The following is a 23,509-nucleotide window of genomic DNA, read 5'->3' as shown; positions in this document are numbered from 1 at the left end:
CACCACATTGGTTCACTCACATTCACACCAACGGCACCAGGCACCAAGTTTGCGCACCACATTGCGTTGTTGACGCACAAAATCAAACCTGATCGCCCCAAATGCAGGCACGTATATTGCTTACTTATGGTGCGTATTGACCCAAGACGCAGCACACGATTCATTTCGGTGCGGCGTCGTGTTCTTTTTGAAAGTCAAAGAATGGACCAACTCAAACAAGGCGCGGATGCGCTGTTTATCCTTCTGGGCGCCGTGATGGTGCTGGCGATGCACGCGGGCTTCGCCTTCCTTGAACTCGGCACGGTGCGCGGCAAGAACCAGGTGAACGCCCTGGTCAAGATCCTGGTGGATTTTTGCGTGTCGACCCTCGTGTACTTCTTCGTGGGCTACACGATCGCTTACGGCGTCGACTTCTTTGTGGGTGCCGGCACCCTGGCCCAGAACAATGGCTACGCCCTGGTCAAGTTCTTCTTCCTGCTGACTTTTGCCGCGGCCATCCCCGCCATCGTGTCTGGCGGCATCGCCGAGCGCGCCAAGTTTGGCCCCCAGTTGATCGCCACAGCGGTGATCGTGGGCGTTTTCTACCCACTGTGCGAAGGCGCTGTGTGGAACAACAAGTTTGGTTTCGAAGACTGGTTGCAGAACCTGACCGGAGGCCAGTTGCATGACTTTGCCGGCTCCGTGGTGGTTCACGCCTTTGGTGGCTGGATTGCCCTGCCTGCCGTGCTGATCCTGGGCGCGCGCCGCAATCGCTACCGCAAGGATGGCGCCATGTCGGCTCACCCGCCTTCGAGCATCCCCTTCCTGGCATTGGGCTCGTGGATCCTGGCTGTGGGCTGGTTCGGCTTCAATGTGATGAGTGCCCAGACGATCGACAAGATCTCCGGCCTGGTGGCCGTGAACTCGCTGATGGCCCTGGTGGGCGGCACCCTGGTGGCCGTGCTGATGGGCAAGAATGACCCCGGCTTTGCCTACAACGGCCCCCTGGCTGGCCTAGTGGCCGTCTGCGCTGGCTCGGACATCATGCACCCCGCCGGCGCGCTGGTGGTGGGTGCCATTGCCGGCGCCATCTTCGTGATCATGTTCACCCTGGTCCAGAACAAGTGGAAGATCGACGACGTGCTGGGCGTGTGGCCACTGCACGGACTTTGTGGCACCTGGGGGGGCATCGCGGCCGGCATCTTTGGCCAGACGGCGCTCGGTGGTGCAGGTGGCGTCAACTTGGGCGCGCAGGTGGTGGGCACCTTGTGCGTGCTGGCCTTTGCGCTGGTAACGGGTGGCTTGGTTTACGGCATCCTCAACAAGGTGATGGGCCTGCGCCTGTCGCACGAGGAAGAGTACGAAGGCGCCGACCTGTCTCTGCACCGCATCAAAGCCACGCCGGAGCAGGAAGTCTCCTGGTAATCGGGCAGCCACGGCCCTGTTGTACGCAAGCCCGGCCCCGCGCCGGGCTTTTTTCATGGCGCAATCAGGCTCACAAACTGGACAGATTGGCCGAAATAGCTAAAATAGCCAACAGCATCGAAACAAAGGCAATCATGACCGCGCTAACTTTGCGTAATCCTCGTGGCGAGGATGTCCCGGTGACCGAGTTTTCAGCCACTGAAGCCAAGAACAGTTTTGGCCGCGTACTGGATGCCGCGTCCAGCCAGGGCATGGTGGCCATCACCAAACGGGATCGCACCACCGCTGTGGTGCTGTCTTTGGATGCGTATCAGGCCCTGCTGGGTGCGCAAGCCAGACCGCTGGACACACTCAGCCACGAATTTGATGCCCTGCTGCAGCGCATGCAGACACCCGCCTCACGCGATGCCATGATGGACGCGTTCGATGCCGATCCGGCTGAATTGGGCCAGGCCGCTGTGGCAGCAGCCAAGACTGCACGAGCCTCGTCGCGCCACAGCTGAAGTACACCGCTGCCACGGTCAGTTGGCCAACACTGACCACGCTCATCTCGATGGGCACACGATCTCCGCATCGCTTTCACGCACGGTGCGAGACACCCATATCCAAATTCAGAGAGACAGCCCGTGGCCAAGACTGCCCACGTTCCCCGACTTTTTGTTCTGGCCGGCACCAATGGTGCGGGCAAGAGCAGCATTGGCGGCGCCACCATCCGGTCGCGCGGCGGGGAGTACTTCAACCCGGATGAAGCAGCGGCCCGCATTCGCCAGGCCCAACCCCATCTGAGCGCCACGCAAGCCAACAGCGCCGCATGGCACGAAGGCAAGCGCCTGCTGCAACACGCCATTGCCAAGGGCCTGGACTACAACTTCGAGACAACGCTGGGCGGCAAGAGCTTTGCGGCCTTGCTCAAGCAGGCGGCCGCCGGTGGCTTTGAAGTCCGCATCTGGTACGTGGGCCTGGCCAGCCCGGAACACCACCTGGCGCGCGTCAAGGCACGCGTCAAAAAAGGTGGCCACGACATCCCCGAAGCCGATATCCGCCGGCGCTTCGATCAAAGCCGCTTGCAGCTGATCGAGCTGTTGCCGCACCTGGCTGAACTGCGCGTGTACGACAACAGCGACGAAGCCGACCCGCATCAAGGCAAGGCCCCGAAACCCAGGCTCGTGCTGCAATGGGTTCAAGGTGCGGCCACAGGTACGCGCAAAGCTCAGGCCAGCGTGCTGGTGCCGGCTTCGGCGCAAGCCTTGATGGCCACGCCTGAATGGGCCAAACCCGTGGTGATGGCCGCGCTCAAACTGCAATCTGACGCGCAGACGGTGCCTGAGGCCGAGGCGCTCAAGGACGCGTCGACAGCAAGCGTTCGGCCAAAGCGAAATCGCCCGGCCAAGTGACCTTGAAGTTGTCGTATGCGCCCGGGATCAGCCTGGGTTGATGCCCCAGGATCTCGACGGCGCTGGCCTCATCAGTGATGGCAGCAGCCGTTGCGGGATCCGACAAGGCCAACATCAAGGCCGGACGCAACAAGCCCAGACGGAACATCTGCGGTGTCTGCGCGGCCCATTTACCCGCTCGGTCCACAGTGCCTTGAACCCGGGCTTCGCCCTGATCACCTGGGGCCGCCGACTTCAAGGTATCTGCCAAAGGCAAGGCCAGCAGCCCGCCCACCTCATCGTCTTCACAGGCATCAATCAGGCGATTGACCCAATCGGGCTGGATCAGACAGCGTGCCGCATCGTGCACCAGCACCCAGTCATGGGGCTGCGCGCCCCGCACCAGCAACTCGTTGAGGCCATTGGCCACGCTCTCGGCACGCGAGGCCCCGCCCACACGGGCCACCCAGCCCTTGGGCCCCTCAAAGCCGGGCACGTGCTGCTCGAACAAGGCGTCTTCAGGTGACAACACCACCAAGGTGGCCTCGATGCGCGCCACGGCCCCCAAAGCCGCCAGCGTGTGCGCCACCACAGCCTGCCCTGCCACGGGGTGATACTGCTTGGGGCCGCCAACGCCCGCCCGCTCCCCCACGCCCGCACATGGGACAAGGGCGTAACAACGTGCTTTGAATTCGTGAGAAGCGATCGTGAGTGACATGGGGAGATTGTCGCCCACCTAAAATGCACGATTGAATCTGGATCACACGCCCGGCCACCCTCGTTGCCGGGCGCTTTGTCATTTCTGCGCCATGCTGCCTGCCCTGCCCCTGCCTTCCATTGCTCCCGGCAAACGCTACACCGTCCCCCGCCCAGCGGGCTCGGGCGATGCACTGCTGCTGGCTCGTTTTGCCCAAAGCCGCAAGGCCCAGGGGCAGATCACGGCGGTGATGACGGCCGACCCGGCAGACGCCCAGCGCCTGCTCGATGAAATCGCCTTCTTCGTGCCGGACCTTCGCTGCGCCATCTTCCCGGACTGGGAAACGCTGCCCTATGACACCTTCTCGCCGCACCAGGACTTGATCTCGGAGCGCCTGGCCACGCTGTGGCGCATCCAGCAAGGCGTCAAGACGGACACGGGTGTGGACGTGGTGCTGTTGCCTGCCACCACGGCGCTCACCCGCCTGTCGCCGCCTTCCTTCCTGGCGGCCTACACCTTCCACTTCAAGCAAAAGCAAAAGCTCAATGAAGCCGCGTTGAAGTCGCAGTTGACGCTGGCGGGCTACACGCATGTGAGCCAGGTGGTGTCGCCCGGTGAATACGCCGTGCGCGGCGGCCTGATCGACCTCTACCCGATGGGCTCGCTGGTGCCCTACCGAGTGGACCTGTTTGGCGACGAGATCGACTCCATCCGCACCTTCGATCCGGATTCGCAACGCAGCCTCTACCCCGTGCCCGAAGTGCGCCTGCTGCCAGGCCGCGAGTTCCCGATGGACGAAGCAGCGCGCGGTGCCTTCCGCAGCCGCTGGCGCGAACGCATCGAGGGCGACCCGACAAAGTCGCGCATCTACAAGGACATCGGCAGCGGCGTGGCCACGGCGGGCATCGAGTACTACCTGCCTCTGTTCTTCGATGAGACCTCCACGCTGTTCCATCACCTGGGCGAACAGGCCGTGATCGTGATGCACGGCGAGGTGGACGAGGCCTTGAAGCGTTTCTGGACCGAAACCAGAGAGCGCCACCGCTTCCTGCAGCACGACCCCGAGCGCCCTCTGCTGCCGCCCGAAGACCTCTTCCTCAAGGTCGAAGACTTCTTCACCCTGGCCAATGCGCATGCCCAACTGGCCGTGCGCGGCACCGAGCCTACAGAGTGGGCCCGCCCCCTGCCCGACCTGAGCGTGGAGCGCGGTGGCCAGGACCCGCTGCGCAAGCTCGAACAACACATCGGCAAGACCGACCAGATCGGCCAGCGCGTGCTGGTCGTGGCCGAAAGTGCCGGCCGCCGCGAAAGCCTGATGGAGTTGCTGCGCGACCACCGCATCAACCTGCCCAGCATCGACACGCTGCAGGCCTTTGTGGACAGCGACCATCGCCATGCGATCACGGCCGCCCCCCTGGCTGCCGGCTTCATCTGGAACGACCCGGCCAACGCCAAGGCTGGCATCCAGTTCGTCACCGAAACCGAACTGTTCGACGCCACACCCACCACGCGCCGGCGCCGCAAGTCCGAACAGGTCACCGATCTGGATTCGCTCATCAAGGACCTGAGCGAACTGAACGTGGGTGACCCGGTGGTGCACAGCAACCACGGCATCGGGCGCTACCAGGGTCTGATCAACCTGGATCTGGGTGATGGCCCCTCCGAGTTTTTGCACCTGGAATACGCCGACAAGGCCACGCTGTACGTGCCGGTGTCGCAACTGCACCTGATCAGCCGCTACACCGGTGTGAGCGCCGAAGAGGCGCCCCTGCACAGGCTGGGCTCGCCCCAATGGGACAAGGCCAAGCGCAAGGCCGCCGAGCAGGTGCGCGACACCGCCGCCGAGCTGCTCAACCTGTATGCCCGCCGCGCGGCCCGTGAAGGCTTTGCCTTCCGCTTCTCGGCGCAGGACTACGAGGCCTTTGCCGCCAGCTTCGGCTTTGAAGAAACCGCCGACCAGCGCGCGGCCATCCATGCCGTGATCCAGGACATGATCAGCCCTCGCCCCATGGACCGCCTGGTCTGCGGCGACGTGGGCTTCGGCAAGACCGAAGTGGCCCTGCGCGCCGCGTTTGTGGCCGTCACAGGCGGCAAACAGGTCGTACTGCTGGCGCCTACCACCCTGCTGGCCGAACAGCACTACCAGAACATCTCGGACCGATTCTCGCAATGGCCCGTGAAGGTGGCCGAGATGTCGCGCTTTCGGTCCGCCAAGGAGATCAAGGCCGCGATGCAAGGCCTGGAAGACGGCACCATCGACATCGTCATCGGCACACACAAGCTGCTGAGCGACTCGGTCAAGTTCAAGCGACTGGGCCTGTTGATCATCGACGAAGAACACCGCTTTGGCGTGCGCCACAAGGAGGCCATCAAGGCCATGCGCGCCGACATCGACGTGCTCACGCTCACGGCCACACCCATCCCGCGTACGCTGGGCATGGCGATGGAAGGCCTGCGCGATCTGTCCGTCATTGCCACCGCCCCACAACGCCGCCTGGCCATCAAGACTTTCGTGAGATCCGAAAGCAGCAACACGATCCGCGAGGCCATCCTGCGTGAGCTCAAGCGCGGCGGCCAGGTCTACTTCCTGCACAACGAAGTGGAGACCATCGAGAACCGGCGCGACAAGCTCACCGAGCTCATACCTGAGGCGCGCATCGCCATCGCCCACGGCCAGATGCCCGAGCGCGAGCTGGAGCGCGTGATGCGGGACTTCGTGGCCCAGCGCCACAACGTGCTGCTGTGCTCGACCATCATCGAGACCGGCATCGACGTGCCCAGCGCCAACACCATCGTGATGAGCCGCGCCGACAAGTTCGGCCTGGCGCAGTTGCACCAGTTGCGTGGCCGTGTAGGCCGCTCCCACCACCAGGCCTATGCCTACTTGCTGGTGCCCGATGTGGAGGGCCTGACCAAGCAGGCCGCCCAACGCCTGGACGCCATCCAGAACATGGAAGAGCTGGGCTCCGGCTTCTACCTGGCCATGCACGATCTGGAGATCCGCGGCGCCGGTGAAGTGCTGGGCGACAACCAGAGCGGCAACATGATGGAAGTGGGCTTCCAGCTCTACAACGAGATGCTGGGCGAAGCGGTGCGTGCGCTCAAGTCAGGCAAGGAGCCTGATCTGCTGTCGCCATCGGGCCTGTTTGGCAGCAACACCGACATCAACCTGCATGCGCCCGCCCTGCTGCCCGACGCCTACTGCGGCGATGTGCATGTGCGACTGAGCCTGTACAAGCGCCTGGCCACCGCCGATTCGCTCGACAAGATCGAGACCATGCTGGAAGAAATCGTGGACCGCTTCGGCAAGCTGCCGCCGCAGGCCCAGGCCCTGTTCGACACGCACAAGCTGCGCGTGCAGGCCAAGCCTTATGGCGTGATCAAGATCGATGCGGCGCCCGGCATCATCAACATCACCTTCCGCCCCAACCCGCCCGTGGAGCCCCTGCGCATCATCGAGCTGGTGCAGAAGAACAAGCAGATCAAGCTGGCGGGCAACGACAAGCTGCGCATCGAGAAGGCCCTGTCAGACCCGAAAGACCGCGCTCAGTACGTGCGCGATCTGCTGCGCGCTTTAGGGCAACCCATCAAGGCGTGAACCCACAAGCTATCGGATACTCGCCCAGGAGGACCCTCATGAAAAAACACGCCCAATCCCACATCTTCGCCCCTCAGCCACCCGCAGCCCGTCAAACTGCGGCCAGCCCGCTTGAACGGCAGATTGCCGTCACGCTCTACAACCAGGGCAACTTCGGCGAACTGGAGCGCTACACCCGCAACCTGAGCGCCCAATACCCTGGCGACGGTTTCGGCTGGAAGCTGCTGGGCGCAGCGCTGAAACAGCAAGGGCGTGCAACGGAAGCGCTGGAACCCATGCAAACTGCGGCGTCCATCATGCCCATGGACTGGGAGGCCTTCAACAATCTGGGCAGCACCCACCAGGCACTTGGCAACCTGGACTACGCGGACGCCTGCTATCGCCGCGCCATTGAACTCAAGCCGGACTTTGCCAACGCCATTGGCAACCTGGCGGAAGTGGCGCTCAGTCAGGGCAAACTGAATGAGGCCCTCGCGCTATTCCAACGACGACTCAAGATCTCGCCTGACGATGGCTACACCCAGCACTTGGTCAATACCCTGAGCCAGCAGACCACAAGCAAAGCCCCTGCGCAATACGTGGCCCAGGTGTTTGACACCTATGCCGACACCTTCGATGCTCACCTGCAGGGTGATCTGCGTTGCCAAGTACCCTCGCAACTGGCCACGCTGGTCAAGAGCCAAACCAGCCCCTCACCAGACAAATGGGATGTACTGGATCTTGGTTGCGGCACCGGACTGGCCGGCGTGACCATGGCCCCCATGGCTCGACAAATGGTGGGGGTTGACTTGTCTGCCCGCATGCTGGAGAAAGCGCACGAACGCCAGATCTACCAGCGGCTGGTCTGCGCGGACATCCATGACATGCTCAAGGATGAAGCCGATGCCAGCTACGATGTCATCGTCTCTGCCGACGTGTTCGTCTACATCGGCAAACTGGACACCATCATTCAGGAAGCCAGACGCCTGCTGCGTCCCAATGGGGTCCTCGCATTCTCGGTAGAGACGCTAGAGGCAGACCAAGGCGATTACCGACTGGAAACCACCGGCCGATACAGCCAATCGCTGACCTACATGAACCGACTGGCCACCGAATATGGCTTTGAAGTGCTTCAAATGCAGCCTACCGTCCTACGCTACGAAAAGCACACGCCGGTCAATGGCTACCTGGGTCTTTGGAAACGATAAGCCCCAGGATCGAGGCCCCGACAGCCTCAGCCACTTCAATGCCATCCACGCCGGCCGACATGATGCCGCCGGCGTATCCGGCCCCCTCGCCAGCCGGATACAAGCCTTTGACGTTGAGGCTCTGGTAATCGCGGCCACGCGTGATGCGCAATGGCGATGAGGTGCGCGTCTCGACACCCGTCAGCATGGCGTCCGGCATGGAGAAGCCCTTGATCTGTTTTTCAAACGCAGGCAGGGCTTCGCGGATGGCGGCCAGGGCGTAGTCTGGCAGGCTGCCGTTGCCCGGTTGCGCGAGATCGGTCAGCGTCACACCAGGTTTGTAGGACGGCATCACGTTGCCCAGCACCTTGCTGCGCTGCCCCTTGATGAAGTCACCCACGAGTTGCCCAGGGGCCATGTAACCGCCCTCGCCCAACTCATAGGCGCGTGACTCCCAGAAACGCTGAAAAGCGATGCCATCCAGCGGGTTGACCGGGCCCTCGTGCAAGCCATCCTGGCGATAGTCCTGCGGCAAGATGCCCACCACGATGCCCGCGTTGGCATTGCGCTCGTTGCGCGAATACTGACTCATCCCGTTGGTGACCACACGGTTCGGTTCAGACGTGGCCGCCACCACGGTGCCGCCCGGGCACATGCAGAAGCTGTAGACCGCACGCCCGTTGCTGGCATGGTGGACCAGCTTGTAATCCGCCGCCCCCAGAATCTCATTGCCGGCGTTGGGGCCGAAGCGCGCCTTGTCGACGATGCTTTGCGGATGCTCCACGCGGTAGCCGATCGAAAATGGTTTGGCCTCCATGTAGACGCCGCGCTCGTGCAGCATCTTGAAGGTGTCGCGCGCACTGTGCCCCAGCGCCAGCACCACATGATCTGCTTCGATCTGCTGGCCACCTTCCAGCGTCACGCCCCGAACCTGCCCCTGGTCGATCATCACATCCGTGACGTGGTGCTGGAAACGGATCTCACCGCCCAGCGCTTCGATATCGGCGCGCATCTTCTCGACCATGCTCACCAGCCGGAAGGTGCCGATGTGGGGCTTGGCCACGAACAGGATCTCTTCAGGTGCACCGGCCTTGACAAACTCGGTCAGCACCTTGCGCGTCAGGTGACGAGGATCACTGATCTGGCTGTAGAGCTTGCCGTCCGAAAACGTGCCGGCGCCACCTTCACCAAACTGCACATTGGATTCCGGGTTGAGCTCGCTTTGACGCCACAAGCCCCAGGTGTCCTTGGTGCGCTGGCGCACTTCCTTGCCACGCTCCAGCACAATCGGGCGCAGCCCCATCTGCGCCAGGATCAAGGCCGCGAAGATCCCGCACGGCCCGAAGCCGATCACGATGGGTCGCTTTTCCTGGCTGTAATCTGCCGGCGCATGGCCCACAAACTTGTAGCTGGTGTCAGGCGTGGGGCGGATGTGCTGATCCTGGCCCAGACGCTTGAACAGGCCTTGCTCGATCTCGCTGCTGGCGAACTCGCAGTCCACGGTGTAGATCAGCACGATGGCCGTTTTCTTGCGCGCGTCGTAACTGCGCTTGAAAACAGTGAAGTTCTGGAGTTGTGCGTCCTTGATCCCCAGTCGCTTGACGATGGCAGGACGCAAGTCGCCCTCGGCGTGGTTCAGGGGCAGGCGCAGTTCGGTGATTCGCAGCATAGGCGCGGATTATCTCAAAGCATGTGCCGCCGCACGTCCTCCAGCGCCATCAATAAACTCGCACGCTCCGTATCGGCCACCACTTTCCAGTCCCGATCGGTCAATGCACCCTCCAGGGCCCACAGCAGGTTCAGGCTGGCCTGGGGGCAAACAGCCTTGGTTCGGGCATAGGCCACCACGGCACCCAGGCGTCGCAAATCCTCGTCGTGCACGATACCGACCTTGGCCAGCATCTCCTGGCTCTTGGGCCCGAGGTTTCTCATCATGGAAACGGACGAACCGACCACACCGGCAGCCTGAGCTTCAGGCGTGACGGGCGTATCAAGCCGTACAGACTTTCTCGCCCGCGAAGCCGGCTTCTTCCTGTTTTGCTGCCGCACCGCACAGTCGTAAGCCAGCCTGGCCCAGGTCGCCATGTGCGCGGGCTCGTCATAAGCCTCGGGCGGCGCCTCGCAGTAGCGCAAGGAGGCCGTGCGCCCCTTGGATTCATAACTGAAACGCGCCAGGCCGCGCTGCGCAAACAGAGGCTCGGACTCGTCGTCCACCTTGAGATACAGGGTGTCCTCGATCAGGATCGCGAACATCAACCCGTCCCTGTAGACCCCGAAGCCACCAAACATGCGCCGGGCCTGAACCGGCGCCCAGCCAGCCATCAACTCCACGATGAAGTTGGCAAATTCCTGTTTGCGAATGGAAGAACTGGCGCCAGACATGTCGCCAGCATACGCGCGCACCGCAAGGCGGGGATAATCACGCCTTTCCCCATCACGCCTTTTTGCCAGCCCTGCGACACACTGCTCGCGCCAGACCCTAACGCCATGTCCGCCACAGAATTCGCCCCCGGCCTCGTCATCCAAGGTTTCACGCCTGCCCTGAGCCTGTCGTCTTTCAAGGCCATCGCCTTCGACATGGACTCCACGCTCATCAGCATCGAGTGCATCGATGAAATCGCCGATGCCGTGGGCAAGAAGGCCGAAGTGGCCGCCATCACCGAAGCGGCGATGCGAGGCGAAATCACGGATTTCAAGGACAGCCTGCGCCGCCGCGTGGCCCTGCTCAAGGGCGTGCCGGCTGAAGCCCTGCAAGAGGTCTACACGCAGCGCCTGAAGATCAACCCGGGCGCGCCAGAGCTGATCAACGCTGCCAAGGCCGCCGGCCTGCAGACCCTGCTGGTCTCCGGCGGCTTCACCTTCTTCGCAGACCGCGTCAAGGAGCGCCTGGGCATGCACGAGGCCCACTCCAACACCCTGGCCATCGAAGGCGGCCTGCTGACAGGTGAGGTGCTGGGCGACATCGTTGACGGTGAGGCCAAGAAGCAGCACCTGCTGGCACTGTGCACCCGCATCGGCTGCGACCCCAGGCAATCCATTGCCGTGGGCGACGGCGCCAACGACCTGTTGATGATGGGGGTCTCGGGCCTGAGCGTGGCCTACCACGCCAAGCCCAAGGTACGCGAACAAGCCATGATCGCCATCAACGAAGGTGGACTGGATCGCGTGCTGGAGGTCGTTCGCTGAAGGACCTCCTCGAACTGGATCAGGCCTTGGGCTTGTCCATGATGACGATGCCATCCTCGTCGGCATACAGCCAGTCACCGGGGCGCACCCAGACGCCCTGGATCTGCACAGCGATGTCTTTCTGACCTTCGTTGCGTTTTTCGGTGGGCAAGGGCATCAGGCCCAGCGCACGGATGCCCACATCGCACTCGGCCAACTCGGCGGAATCACGGACGCAACCATCCACGATCACGCCAGCCCAGCCATTCTTCGCTGCGGCCTTGCCGAGGTTACCGCCGACCAGCGCGCGACGCACCGAAGCGCCGCCGTCCACCACCAGCACTCGCCCCAGGCCGGGAGAATCAACAGCAGCCTTCACCAGTGTGTTGTCCTCGAAACACTTCACCGTGGCCACCTGACCTGAAAACTTGATGCGCTTGCCGTAGTCCTTGAACACGGGCGGCAGCACGCGGAATGCGCCATCGCTGTCATTCTTGTGCTCGTCGCACAGGTCGCAAGTTGCAAAGCTGTTGCTCACGCCAAATCTCCGTCAAAACATGAAAAATAAACCCGAACGGAATTGTGCGGGACTTTCATGGACAACGACACGGCTTCCGAACGGAATCTGGCTCAACCGAGCGCGGACGAGGGGGTGAACAGCGAGTCCCGTGCACCGCCCTGCGCCGCTTACCCCTGGCCAGGGAAAAATGTCCGGGTCGGCCCATCAAGCCCCCCGATTTGCGCAGTGAAAATGAAAAACCACGCGCCTGCCTTCCGACAAACTCCGCTATGATCCGCGCTAGCCAATGGGCGAGGGGCGACCTTTCATCACAAAGGCAGCCATAACTCAGCCCACATATTCAAACGGCAGAATCCGGGCAATCCAGGGTTGGTCGGCAGTTAATCGCGGTTCGCCATGTACATTGTTTGGGGATTGTTGCTCGTTGCGCTGTTATTTCTCGGCATCGGGATCATCATCGCCCGGGAAGTGCGCACTCGCCACATTGACATCTGGTTCCGTTCGTGGCGGCGTCAGGATTGGCGTGAAGCGCCACCTGAAAACACCTTGCGCCACCTCATGTTCTGCTTCGTTGATCACTACGAACCGGCGTGGTCACGACCCAGTTACGACGTTGAGCGCGAGCGAGTGCTGCGCTGGAAAGTCGAGTACCCACGCCTGTGCGCCAAACACCGGGATGCCGATGGCCGCCCGCCTGTCCACACCTTCTTCTACCCCGAAGAGGAGTACCGCACCGAACACCTCGATGACCTCGTTGACCTGTGCCGAGAACAATTGGGCGAAATCGAGATTCACCTGCATCACGACAATGACACCGAAGCAGGTTTGCGGGAGAAACTTCGTCGCTTTACGAAAATCCTGATTGATGAACATGACGCCTTGCCTGTTGACCCCGTCACCGGGCAAGCACGCTGGGCCTTCATCCACGGCAACTGGGCCCTGGATAATGCGCACCCAACCGGTTTTGGTTGTGGCGTCAACAATGAATTGATCATCTTGCGAGAAGAAGGCTGCTACGCCGACTACACCTTGCCAGCGGCACCCAACCCGTGCCAGACCACCACCATCAATCAGATTTATTACGCAAAGGACGATCCCGTCTGCCCCAAGTCACATGACCACGGCATCCCCGTGCGAGTTGGCACGCCACCCAGCGGCGACCTGATGATCATCCAGGGCCCTCTTGGATTCGACATGCGCAATCGCAAGCTGGGCTTGATTCCCCGCATTGAAAACAGCGATATCCGCGCCGTCAACCCACCTAGTCGCCAACGGGTGGACCTGTGGGTCGAAACAGGTATCCACGTCAAGGGTCGACCAGAGTGGATCTTCGTCAAGATCCATACCCACGGCACCCAGGAAGTCGATATGCCCGCCTTGCTCGGCCCGGACATGGACGACACCTTCACCTACCTCGAAGAAAAGTACAACTGCGGCAAGGACTGGAAGCTGCACTACGTCAGCGCGAGGGAAACCTACAACATCATCAAGGCTGCCGAAGCCGGCCTGACAGGTGACCCCAACCAATACCGAGATCACCTGATCCCCCGTCCGAACTACGCCCCCCGAGCGAGGTCATGAGCGCTTTGATGGACGCTCTGGCCCTCTTGGCAGTGGCGTGCTGGGCGCTGGTGGTGTACACCTACGCCGGCTACCCTGTCGTGCTCGGCCTGTGGTCCGCATGGGGCCAATTGATGCGCGACCTGCGCTACATCGCCCGCAAGGACGATCGCCGGGTCGCCAACGTGACCGACTTGCCTGCTGTCGCGGTGGTGATCGCTGCCTACAACGAGGAGCGACATATTGCAGACCGGGTCAAGAACCTGCTGGACCAGGACTACCCGCCAGACAGGCTGCGCATCTATATCGGATCAGATGGCAGCAAAGACCGCACAGCCGACATCCTCAGGCAGTTCACCGACGAGCGCCTGCATCTTCACCTGTTTGAGGTGAATCGAGGCAAGGCATCCGTCCTCAACGACCTGCGTGATCGCGTGACAGAGCCTTTGGTCGTCTTCTCGGATGCCAACACGTTTTTCGATCCTCAGGCCATTCGCCGACTTGTCCGGTGGTTCGCCGATCCTCAAGTCGGTGGCGTGACCGGTGAATTGCGCCTGCGTGGCAACAAGGGTCAGAATCAGGACAGCCTCTACTGGCGCATCGAACAAGCCTTGAAGTTTTTCGAGGGCCGTATTGGTGGGCTGCTCGGCGCCAACGGGGCCATCTACGCGATTCGCAGACCTTTGTGGCCAGCCTTGAGGCCGCAGGAAATCTGTGACGACTTCTGCATTGGCATGCACGTGCCCGTTACCGGCCACCGCCTGGTCTATGACCCCTCCGCCTGGGCTGAAGAAGACACGCCCGATGACATCAGCGAAGAGTATCACCGCCGATTGCGTATAGGCGTCGGCAACTTTCAAGCCTTGTTTGATCACCCCGAGTTCCTGCTGAAAACGAATCCGGCCACGCGCTTCACCTACCTCTCGCACAAAGTGCTGCGCTGGGTGACCCCCCATCTGCTGCTGCTGGCCTTGCTGATCTCCATCGGCCTGGCCCCGCAAAGTACATGCTGGCAAGTGATGGCAGGTCTGCAAATTGCCACCTATGCCATCGTGGGCGCGCTATATCGGCGAAGCGCCCGCGGAGAAACCGTTCCCGGGCCGGCCAAACTCCCGACCTTCTTCTTTGCGCTGAACTGGGCCTTTCTGATTGCATCCCTGCGATACATGAAAGGCACACAACGCGGCACCTGGCGTCGCACGGCAAGGTAAGCGCGCCATGAAAGAAGCTTTCGGCCGCGTGGCCGTTCTCAAGGCTGCCGTATTCGCCACAGCGTCCGCTTACATCACCTACGCGTTAGGCCTGCTGTTGAGCGTCCTGATCGCGCGCCACCTGGGCCCTTCAGCTTACGGGCAATATGCCTATGTCGTCTGGCTCGCCGGCATGCTGATCATGCTGGGCAATCACGGCCTGACCGGCACCGGCATCAAGTTCATATCGGAAAGCATGGGGCGCGGCGACCGCGATCTGGCCTCGCAAGTGCATGGCTGGCTGGGGCGCTGGCAAAAGCTGTCCCTGCTACTGACCGTGCTGGCCGCCTGCATCTTTGTGCCGCTGGCCAAGCCTGCAGGCTGGGACGGCCACATGGGCGCACTCCTGGGCCTGGTCATCGTGTCATTCGGGTTCAAGGCCTGGTCCCTGTTCAATACGGCCATGGCCAAGGGCTATGGGGCATTCAACATCGAGGGCATCACCAACGTCGTATCCACGATGTTCAGCGCCGTCCTCGTGCTGCTGCTCTACCTGTCGGGCGCTCCGCTCATGGGCTACCTGCTTGCCTTCGCATGCACCAGCATCATGTACTGGGCCTGCTCGGTCTGGCTGCTGCGCAAGCACGCCATCAAGGCCAGCGACAAGATGCCCGAGCCGACGGTGCTCGACAAGTTGAAACCCCACCTGTGGTGGACCATCCTGCTGGCCCTGATCAGCGCAGCCGGCGCCCGCACAGTTGAAATCCTGCTGACCAACCGTTGGCTGGGTGACGCCGACATGGGCTATCTCGCCGTTGCCATGGGCCTGTCCCGTGGCGGCATCGAATTGCTTGTAGCCGGGCTGGCCACCGTCATCATGCCGCTCATGGGCTACGCCTTTGGCAGCGGTGATCCGACGCAAGTGCGACGCATCTTTGAAAACGCCACCCGCTACTACCAATTCGTCGGTTTACTCCTTGCCGGTGGCGGCTGCTTCTGGTCGGAGGCACTGGTCACATTGATGTATGGCGAACGCTACACCCCGGCCATTCCCGTGCTGCGCATTTTCCTGCTGACGGCCGGCGTCCTGATGATCAACGGCGCCGCGTCCGCCATCCTGACCAACAGCGACAACCAGCGCTTTCGCGTCGGGGTATCGGTGCTCTCCTTCCTCATCTCGGCCATCATGGCCGTCGTCTTGATCCCGCACTATGGCCTGATCGGGGCCGCATTGGCGTCCACCATATCAGGCGTGCTGTCGTATGCCGTGATCGTCGTGGGCATCAAGTTGTATACGGGCCTGAGCATTCCCTGGCTGGAACTCGCTCGACAGTACCTGGCCGCCGGTCTGGCTATCGTGCCCGCCACCTTGATATATCTGTTCACCGAAGGCGTGGTGCAGCGCTGGGTGCCAGGCATCATCTACGGTGTGGCATTCGTGCTGATCAGCCTGTCCGTCAAGGTGTGGCATGCCGACGAGCTGGCGTACGTTGCCAGCATGGCGCAGCGACGCCCACGCTATCTGGGGTGGGTCCAGCATGTGCTGCGTCTGGCACGCTAACGCCGTCCACCAACCTACCAAGAAACAGTAGCCATCATCATGAGCGTGCAGTCCGCATCCGGCACCAAACTGGCTTCGCACATTCCGTCCCTGGATGGCCTCAGAGCATTCTCGGTCGCACTGGTTCTGATCGGACATGTTGCTGCCACACACGGCGCGCCCGCATGGATGGACCGCCCCATCATCACCTCCTTGGGCAACATCGGGGTGCGCTTCTTCTTTTTGATCTCAGGCTTTCTGATCACCTCGCTGCTGATGCGTGAACATGCGCGCCACGGCCAGATCAACCTGCGGCACTTCTACATCCGTCGCGCGTATCGCATCCTTCCCGCTGCCCTGGTGTACATCGGTGTGATCTGGGCTTGCCACCTGGCGGGCTGGATAGATTTGAGCTTTCATATCGCCACCAAGACCACGGCTGAAAGCGCCCTCCCCGACTTGCTCCACGCGCTGACCTTCACCGCCAATTACAACCACGACTACAACTGGTACTACAACCATTTGTGGTCACTGTCGGTGGAAGAGCAGTTCTACCTGCTCTGGCCATTCGTCCTGCTGTATCTCGGCAAGGCTCACGGGCGCTGGGCCTGCGTCGCTGCCATGCTGGCCTGCCCGGTCATCCGTGCGGCCATGTACACATGGGGGGATGCACCAGAGATCGCCATGAACCGCGAATTTCAGGCCATTGCCGACGCGCTGGCCACTGGCTGCCTGGCCGCTTTGCTACACCAGCAAATCGGCCAATCAAGGCTCGCCCTGCGCTTCTTGATGCACCCGCTGCTCCCGCTGATGGTCGGTGCGGGCTTACTTGCCATGGGCTATGGCTCCGCACTGGTCTCTCGGCCATTCGCCTACATCGTGGGTCAGGTCTTCAGCAATCTGGGCATCATCATCGTGCTGCAGCACGTCATCCGCAGCCCGAACACCTGGGCCGGCCAGATCCTCAACTGGCGGCCCATGGTGTGGGTTGGTACGATGAGCTACTCGCTCTACCTGTGGCAAGAGCCCTTCCTGTACTTCCACCTGGATCATTGGCTGACCGGCTTTCCGCTCAATCTCCTGCTGAGCTTCGTGGCTGCCTGGTTATCGTATCGCCTGATTGAAAAGCCCTTCCTCAAGCTGAGGGAGAAGCTCCACCCGACGCCTGAGCCCAACCGATCAACGGCATGACCTTCAAGCTGTATCTGTTGCTGATGGCGCTGAGCTACCTGCGCCCCTTCGACCTGTTCGCCCCCGAACTCGCGGTCTATCGGCCCATGCTCATTCTGCTCATGATCGTCCTGGTCATGTCCCTGGTCACCACCCGAAAAGCAGGGGGCGGCATCCTGACGGGTCAACATATCCGCTTGATATGGGCGCTGCTGCTCGCAGTCACGATGTCAGTCACCATGGTGGAGGGCTTCGGGAACGGCATGAACTCGCTCGTCTCCTTCCTGCCCACCGTACTGCTCTTCCTGATATCCGGCCTGAATCTGACCAGTCTCAAGCGCGTGAAGATCACAGGGGCTGTCATCGTGGCCAGCCTTGTCGTGCTCAGTTGCATGAGCATTGCCTGTTTCCACACCGGCTTCATGAAAGACGTGCTCATCCTCAAGCAGCATGGCTCGGATGACTCGGCCGAACTGGCCGCCATGGATGTCAATGAAATACCTGCGCTGGACACCAGCGGCCGCTATCTGTGGCGCGTGCGCAGCGTGGGATTCCTGGCTGACCCCAATGATTTTGCGCAAACCATCGTGTGCTTCATGCCCGTGCTGTTTGCCTTCTATCAAGCCAGACGACACCTTCGAAACCTGCTGTTTCTGGGGCTGCCCGCGGGCATCTTGCTTTACACGATTTTCTTGACCCACTCGCGCGGCTCCCTGCTGGGCCTGGCTGCCCTGTTCTTCTTCAATATCAAGGAACGCCTGGGCACCCTCAAGACAGGGCTGCTGCTGGGCACCATGGCCATGGGGGCCATGGCCTTCAACTTCACCGGCGGGCGAGCCTACTCCGCCAATGAAGAGTCTGCCGGCGGGCGCATTGACGCCTGGAGCGAGGGGCTGGTCATGCTCCGCAACTACCCCATCCTGGGCGTTGGGTACCAACGCTTCTCCGAGCACCACTCCCACACAGCCCACAACATCCTGGTCGTGACCTTCGGTGAGATCGGCTTCGTGGGCTACTGGATCTGGCTGGGGTTGATCATCCTCACCTTCAAGCAGCTCTCGCAGGCCATCAAGCTCGTGCCGGCCAATGCGGACGAGCACACCTGGCTGATCCGCTTGCGCACATCGATTTTTGGCTTTTTTACCTGTGGCATGTTCCTGTCGCGGGCCTTCGAGCCACCGCTGTTTATCCTGCTCATCTTCTGCCTGGGTGTCTGGCATGCCGGCAAAATGCAGGTCAGCAACACACCTGCAGCCAAAGAACTGGCTGCGCCCATGCTGTGGCGAGGCCGCACAGTGCTGATGATGTTCATCTCCATCATGGCGATCTGGGGCATCGTCATGATCAAGACCATGACGGTTGGTCGCAGCGTCTGAGCACACGCCAACATTGTTCAACATGCCCCCGAGCACTGCCTTGCCCACGCCCGCCCACACTCCTCCGCCCTCTGTGCTCCACGTTGTCGACTCGCTGGAGCGTGGCGGGCTGGAGCGCCTCGTCAACGATCTAGCCATTGCGCAGCATCAGGCGGGCTGGAACGTGGCCGTGTTCAGCATCAACGACACGCAGGGCTATCGTCAATGCCTTGAAGATGCCGGCGTACCGGTCATCGTGGGTCACAAACAGGGCACCCTGGACATGCAGGTTCTCAAACTGCTGCGCCACACCCTGAAGTCCACGGGCATACGGACCGTACACGCACACAACTTTGTCCCCAGCTATTACGCAGCCATCGCGCTCATCGGCCTGCGGCCCAAAGTAGCGCAAGTGGTGACCTGTCATGACATGGGTACGCGGCTCAACAACCGTCGACTGCGCGCCTTGTTCAAGTGGTCAGTGGGCCGAAGTCAGCGCATTGCCATGGTCGGCAGACAAGTGTTCGAGCGCTTTGTGTCCACGGGCATCGTTCCCGCAAGCAAAGCCTGCACGGTACTCAATGCCGTTCCCATCGATCATTTCGTCATCACACCAGACAAGCGATCCTGGGCCCGTCAGGCGCTTGGCCTGGCCAGTCAGGACCTGGTGGTGGGCTGCGTGGGGCGCCTGGTTGAGTTGAAAAACCACGCCACACTGATCAAGCTCTGGCCAGACGTGCTTCGCGCCCGCCCCGACGCCAGGCTGGTGTTGATCGGTGATGGCCCCTTACGCGACACCTTGCAGAAGCTCGCGTTCGAACTCGGCGTCGCTGACCACATTGTCTTTGCGGGCCTGCGAGAGAACGTCGCGCAACTGCTGCCAGCACTGGACATCTTTGCGCTGCCATCCCTCACCGAAGGCGTCTCCATTGCCCTGCTGGAAGCCATGGCCACAGGTCTGCCCTCATTGGCCAGCAAGGTCGGTGGCAACATCGAGGTCATCGAGCATGGCCAGACGGGCCTGCTCTTTGATCTGCAAGAGGGACAAGCCTTGCGGCAAGCGCTGATGGCCCTCGTCGGCGATGAGGCACTGAGGGCACAACTGGCTCGCCAGGCCAGAACCTGGACGCAAACCAACGCGTCGCTGAATGTACTGACAACCCGATACGCCTCGCTATACGGCGAAGCCCATGAACAACTGCGGTAAGTGGAAACAGCCATCGACATGAAGCGAATCGCCGTCGTCACCCCCATTCTGCCCGTCCCTCAGGATATGACCCGAGGACGATTCATCTACGAGACCACCCGAGCCCTCTCGCGCATCGCCGACGTCAAGGTGTTCCTGACCCAGGCACAGTACCCTCAAGCGAGTTGGCTCAAGCCTGGCCTGCACCCGGCGACGGTCGCTCAAACGGGCCACAGCTTGCCAGGCATCGATGTCGAAACCGTCAACTACCCTGCACTGCCGCTGGTCTCTCGCGTCAGCAATGGCTGGGTGGCGGGCCAACGCCTGCTCAAGCCCATACGGCAATTTGCGCCAGACATCGTGATCGGATACTGGGTCTATCCGGAAGGCGCTGGTGCCGTGCATGCGGCCCGGCAACTTGGGCTACCGGCCGTGCTGGGTGCGCTCGGCACGGACATCAACGATCGCCACGGCCTCAACGCACGGCTGACGCGCCGCACCCTCCATGCCGCAGATCGCATCATCTTTGTCAGTCAAGACATGCGCCAGCGTGCCATCGAGGAATATGGCGTGAAGCCAGACCGCTGCGCCACCGTGGTCAATGGCATTAACACCAGCGTGTTTTACCCGCAAGACACCGCCACATGCCGTGCCGAGCTGGGTGTTCCTGCCGACGCGATGTTGATGGTGTATGTGGGCCGCCTGATTGAAGCCAAGGGGCTGCGAGAACTCATCGAAGCCACGGACGCGCTCAGAAAAACCAAGCCGTCAACCAAACTGGTCATCATCGGCGAAGGCGCCTTCAAGGACCAACTCAAGCAGATGATTCAACAGCGTAATCTGACGGCGCACGTGCAACTTACCGGTGGCCTGCTGCCCGGCGAGATCGCCAAATGGCTCAACGCAGCCAACTTGCTGACCCTGCCAAGCTGGACCGAGGGTTACCCCAATGTGCTTGTGGAAGCCCTGGCCTGTGGCTGCCCCGTCGTAGCGACGCAAGTGGGCGGCATACCAGAAATTGTGCACGAAGACTGCGGGCTACTGTGCCCCCCAAAACAAGCCCAGGCACTCCAACTCGCCTTGGACCAGGCACTTGACACCACTTGGGACCGTCCTGCCATCGCACACAGGATGGGACGAACCTGGGATGACGTGGCAGGGGAAACACTGGGAATTTGTGTCGCCACGATGAATTCGCACGGTTACATACCTCGCTAAGGCAGGCACTCACACCCTCAGCAAATTGATCCCAAATCTTACTGGCCGTTACAGCCCGTTCGTGACGTATTAACGACAAGAAAACGCTTCCCGCCTGGAGAATCAATCTCATGGATCGCGGGATGCCTGCAAACGCAAATCAAACCAGACGGTCCTGACCTCTTAGATGTTTTTCTGCACTGGAAGGTGCCCATGCCAACTCAATCGCCCCTGTTCACGAACTTCACAATGACCGCCATGGCAGTGTCCTGCACACTGGCCTTGGCCGCTTGCGGCGGCGGCGGCGGCGGCGGCGGCGGTGGCGGTGGTGGTGACACCCCCAGTAACACGGCAGCGGCCCCAGCCCCACTGACTGGCCAAAGCGTGGTCACGGGCACAGTCACGGGCCCGGTCACGGATGCCACACCGGCACCTGCCCCCGCACCAGCACCAGCACCAGCACCAGCACCGGCACCGGCTCCAGCACCGGCACCGGCACCAGCACCAGCACCAGCACCTGCCCCCGCTCCGGCACCTGCACCTGCACCAGCCCCCGCGTCCCGTCCAGCACCCGACTGGTTCGCTGTTGAAACACCCACCAACTGGAACTACCAGGCTGTTTACCCCAGCCGCAGCGCGTGTGGCACCAACGAAGGCAAGGTCTTTGAAGTGGGTCCCGGCAAGGCATACACCAGCCTGAAGGCCGTGCCCTGGCTGACCTTGATTCCATGCGATCAGGTCAACATCTTCTACAGCAGCACACCGTACAAGGACATCGTGGTGCTGACGTCGCGTGGCCGTGCCAACAAGTGGATCACCATCAAGGGCATTCCTGGCCCCAATGGCGAGCTGCCCATTCTCGATGGCGCTGGCGCCGTGATGCCCCAGAACACTGGCGCGAACAGCTGGACTGATTCGAAGGGCATGATCATCATCTCCAAGCCTGATCAAGCCCTGGTCACTCGCTCTGGCTCGTACAACCCAGGCTACCTGCACATCACCGGCCTGAAAATCCGCAATGCGCGCCCACCATCAACCGTCACCAAGCTGTCAGGTGCTGTTGCAGCCTGGGACAAGTTCTCCGCCGGCATCTACATCGCCGTTGGCGAACAGGTCGCTGTCACCGATTGCGAACTGGCTGACAATGGCCTGGGACTCTTTGCCAACTCCGGTGGTGGGGCCTACAGTCAGACCAGAAACCTCCTGGTCCGCCATAACTACTTCCGCGGCAACAGCAACGTGGGCAGCTACCACGAGCACAACGCCTACACGGAAGGCATTGGTACCGTCTACGAATACAACTACTTTGCCGCCCCTGTCGCTGGCACCAATGGTGACAACATCAAGGATCGCTCTGCTGGCGTCATATTCCGCTACAACTACATTGAAGGTGGCGCCAATCTGATTGCCCTGCGCGACCCCGAGTCCAACAGAGACTACGAGCGCGTTCAGGTCGATGCCTGGGGCGAGAAGCTGGTGAACTCGGCCTTCGTGTACTCCAATATTCTGGTGACACGCGGCTACGTGGAAAGCATCATCGGCCACGGCGATGGCATCTACAACACCAATCAAGTGCGAGAAGGTGCCCTGCACTTCTACAACAACCGCGTCATCTCCACCGTGAACAACGAGGGGTATTGGGCCGGTGGTGCGTACTCCGCCACTCAATCGGTGCCGTTGTTCGCGATGATCAACGCCAAACCAACCACCGTCTATGGCCGCAACAACCTGCTGCACGCAAGCAGCCGCACCGTTGGCGCCACGCCAGCACCGATCAGCATCTTCCGCTGGCAAGGCGTTGCCGACTTCCAGTCCAACTGGACCAACCGCTTCACCAACTCGATGGACGTCGCTTCGTTAGACAGCGTCCTGACCGTGGGCACCAAGTTCAATGGCACCGGGCTGGGCGGATTGGCGGCATCGAGCGCTGACCCAGGGTTTGTGGACTTTGCTGGCAGCAACTTCCTGACAACAAGTACCTCACCCTTCGCATCCTTGTCTGCAGCCCAGCACCCTGCCGTCACGACGCGCAACCTGAGCCCCAGGTCGGAACCCATCGTCAGACCCTTCCAGGCGATTCCCTGAACGAATCAGCCTGAGCAATAAAAAACCCGCCACAAGGCCAATGCCAGTCAGTTAAGCCTCGCGTGATCTGACAGGCTGTAAAAAGGGAACGTGTTTCACGTTCCCTTTTTATTTCATGGGCTTGCTTCAAGATGCGCTGAATGAGACGTTGGCGACCTTGCTAGCTGATGGGGTGGCCCAGTTGGGGTCATTGATTGATCCCGCCTGGATCGAGCAAGCGCTCAACGCCACAGGCAAAGCATCCATCCGTCGCCGCAAGCTGCCTGCCGACCATGCCGTCTGGCTGGTGATCGGCTTGGCCTT

At 61.5% G+C, this 23,509-nt stretch carries 20 protein-coding genes; 15 read left to right on the top strand and 5 right to left on the bottom strand.

Annotated elements, in window-relative coordinates; genetic code table 11:
* Positions 1–201: 201 nt before the first annotated feature.
* From HY836_RS08400 to HY836_RS08390, 3 genes are all read left to right on the top strand, one after another.
* Entirely contained in the window at positions 202–1,404 is a 1,203-nt protein-coding gene (locus tag HY836_RS08400; protein WP_290675415.1) for an ammonium transporter, read from the top strand.
* Between the two features lie 134 nt (positions 1,405–1,538).
* Entirely contained in the window at positions 1,539–1,907 is a 369-nt protein-coding gene (locus HY836_RS08395; protein WP_290675413.1) for a type II toxin-antitoxin system Phd/YefM family antitoxin, read from the top strand.
* A 123-nt stretch (positions 1,908–2,030) separates the two neighbouring features.
* Positions 2,031–2,798 carry a zeta toxin family protein gene (locus HY836_RS08390; protein ID WP_290675411.1) on the top strand — a complete coding sequence of 256 codons (768 nt, stop codon included), beginning with the start codon at positions 2,031–2,033 and terminating at the stop codon, positions 2,796–2,798.
* On the opposite strand, the gene ispD is transcribed toward HY836_RS08390, so the two are convergent.
* Positions 2,743–3,495, bottom strand: coding sequence for a 2-C-methyl-D-erythritol 4-phosphate cytidylyltransferase (gene ispD / locus HY836_RS08385; RefSeq protein ID WP_290675409.1), 753 nt, complete (start codon positions 3,493–3,495; stop codon positions 2,743–2,745). The genes HY836_RS08390 and ispD overlap by 56 nt on opposite strands.
* 91 nt (positions 3,496–3,586) lie before the next feature.
* On the opposite strand from ispD, the gene mfd reads away from it, so the two are divergent.
* Positions 3,587–7,072 carry a transcription-repair coupling factor gene (gene mfd / locus HY836_RS08380; protein ID WP_290675407.1) on the top strand — a complete coding sequence of 1,162 codons (3,486 nt, stop codon included), beginning with the start codon at positions 3,587–3,589 and terminating at the stop codon, positions 7,070–7,072.
* Between the two features lie 38 nt (positions 7,073–7,110).
* Positions 7,111–8,259, top strand: coding sequence for a methyltransferase domain-containing protein (locus tag HY836_RS08375; protein ID WP_290675405.1), 1,149 nt, complete (start codon positions 7,111–7,113; stop codon positions 8,257–8,259).
* On the opposite strand, the gene HY836_RS08370 is transcribed toward HY836_RS08375, so the two are convergent.
* Both HY836_RS08370 and HY836_RS08365 read right to left on the bottom strand, forming a co-directional pair.
* Complete coding sequence (locus HY836_RS08370) at positions 8,228–9,907, bottom strand: NAD(P)/FAD-dependent oxidoreductase (RefSeq protein ID WP_290675403.1); 1,680 nt, start codon at positions 9,905–9,907, stop codon at positions 8,228–8,230. The two genes, HY836_RS08375 and HY836_RS08370, sit on opposite strands and share 32 nt — an antisense overlap.
* 14 nt (positions 9,908–9,921) lie before the next feature.
* Positions 9,922–10,620 carry a TfoX/Sxy family DNA transformation protein gene (locus tag HY836_RS08365; RefSeq protein WP_290675401.1) on the bottom strand — a complete coding sequence of 233 codons (699 nt, stop codon included), beginning with the start codon at positions 10,618–10,620 and terminating at the stop codon, positions 9,922–9,924.
* Between the two features lie 105 nt (positions 10,621–10,725).
* Here HY836_RS08365 and serB point away from each other — a divergent pair, with 105 nt between their 5' ends.
* Positions 10,726–11,424, top strand: coding sequence for a phosphoserine phosphatase SerB (gene serB / locus HY836_RS08360; RefSeq protein ID WP_290675399.1), 699 nt, complete (start codon positions 10,726–10,728; stop codon positions 11,422–11,424).
* 19 nt (positions 11,425–11,443) lie between these two features.
* On the opposite strand, the gene rraA is transcribed toward serB, so the two are convergent.
* Positions 11,444–11,941, bottom strand: coding sequence for a ribonuclease E activity regulator RraA (gene rraA / locus HY836_RS08355; protein ID WP_290675397.1), 498 nt, complete (start codon positions 11,939–11,941; stop codon positions 11,444–11,446).
* Positions 11,942–12,319: 378 nt separating this feature from the next.
* Between rraA and HY836_RS08350 the strand changes: the two genes are divergently transcribed.
* The 7 genes from HY836_RS08350 (at position 12,320) to HY836_RS08320 (ending at position 21,142) form a co-directional block, all read left to right on the top strand.
* Entirely contained in the window at positions 12,320–13,504 is a 1,185-nt protein-coding gene (locus HY836_RS08350) for a hypothetical protein (protein ID WP_290675395.1), read from the top strand.
* Entirely contained in the window at positions 13,501–14,694 is a 1,194-nt protein-coding gene (locus HY836_RS08345; RefSeq protein ID WP_290675393.1) for a glycosyltransferase family 2 protein, read from the top strand. The genes HY836_RS08350 and HY836_RS08345 overlap by 4 nt, the downstream gene beginning before the upstream one ends.
* A 7-nt stretch (positions 14,695–14,701) precedes the next feature.
* Positions 14,702–16,234 (top strand): oligosaccharide flippase family protein, encoded by a 1,533-nt coding sequence (locus HY836_RS08340; protein ID WP_290675391.1) that lies wholly within the window; start codon positions 14,702–14,704, stop codon positions 16,232–16,234.
* A gap of 39 nt (positions 16,235–16,273) precedes the next feature.
* A complete protein-coding gene (locus tag HY836_RS08335; protein WP_290675390.1) occupies positions 16,274–17,404 on the top strand; it encodes an acyltransferase in 1,131 nt (376 codons plus the stop codon).
* Positions 17,401–18,759, top strand: a complete 1,359-nt coding sequence (locus HY836_RS08330) for an O-antigen ligase (protein ID WP_290675388.1) — start codon at positions 17,401–17,403, stop codon at positions 18,757–18,759. Before HY836_RS08335 ends, HY836_RS08330 begins: the two co-directional genes overlap by 4 nt.
* 73 nt (positions 18,760–18,832) lie before the next feature.
* Positions 18,833–19,945 carry a glycosyltransferase gene (locus HY836_RS08325; RefSeq protein ID WP_290675386.1) on the top strand — a complete coding sequence of 371 codons (1,113 nt, stop codon included), beginning with the start codon at positions 18,833–18,835 and terminating at the stop codon, positions 19,943–19,945.
* 18 nt (positions 19,946–19,963) lie between these two features.
* The gene (locus tag HY836_RS08320) at positions 19,964–21,142 is read left to right on the top strand and encodes a glycosyltransferase (protein WP_290675384.1); all 1,179 of its coding nucleotides are present in this window, start codon (positions 19,964–19,966) and stop codon (positions 21,140–21,142) included.
* Positions 21,143–21,533: 391 nt separating this feature from the next.
* Here the strand turns inward: HY836_RS08320 and HY836_RS08315 are convergent, their stop codons facing one another.
* Positions 21,534–21,716, bottom strand: coding sequence for a hypothetical protein (locus HY836_RS08315; RefSeq protein WP_290675381.1), 183 nt, complete (start codon positions 21,714–21,716; stop codon positions 21,534–21,536).
* Between the two features lie 74 nt (positions 21,717–21,790).
* Here HY836_RS08315 and HY836_RS08310 point away from each other — a divergent pair, with 74 nt between their 5' ends.
* The gene (locus HY836_RS08310; protein WP_290675379.1) at positions 21,791–23,206 is read left to right on the top strand and encodes a hypothetical protein; all 1,416 of its coding nucleotides are present in this window, start codon (positions 21,791–21,793) and stop codon (positions 23,204–23,206) included.
* A 115-nt stretch (positions 23,207–23,321) separates the two neighbouring features.
* Positions 23,322–23,509, top strand: a 188-nt coding sequence (locus HY836_RS08305) for a transposase domain-containing protein (RefSeq protein ID WP_290675377.1), incomplete at its 3' end; no start/stop codon positions are given.

The sequence above is a fragment of the Aquabacterium sp. genome, from assembly GCF_016234775.1.
Taxonomy (GTDB): domain Bacteria; phylum Pseudomonadota; class Gammaproteobacteria; order Burkholderiales; family Burkholderiaceae_C; genus Aquabacterium.
The sequence above is the reverse complement of the archived record's forward strand: the minus strand, read 5'-3'. Positions and strand labels throughout refer to the sequence as shown.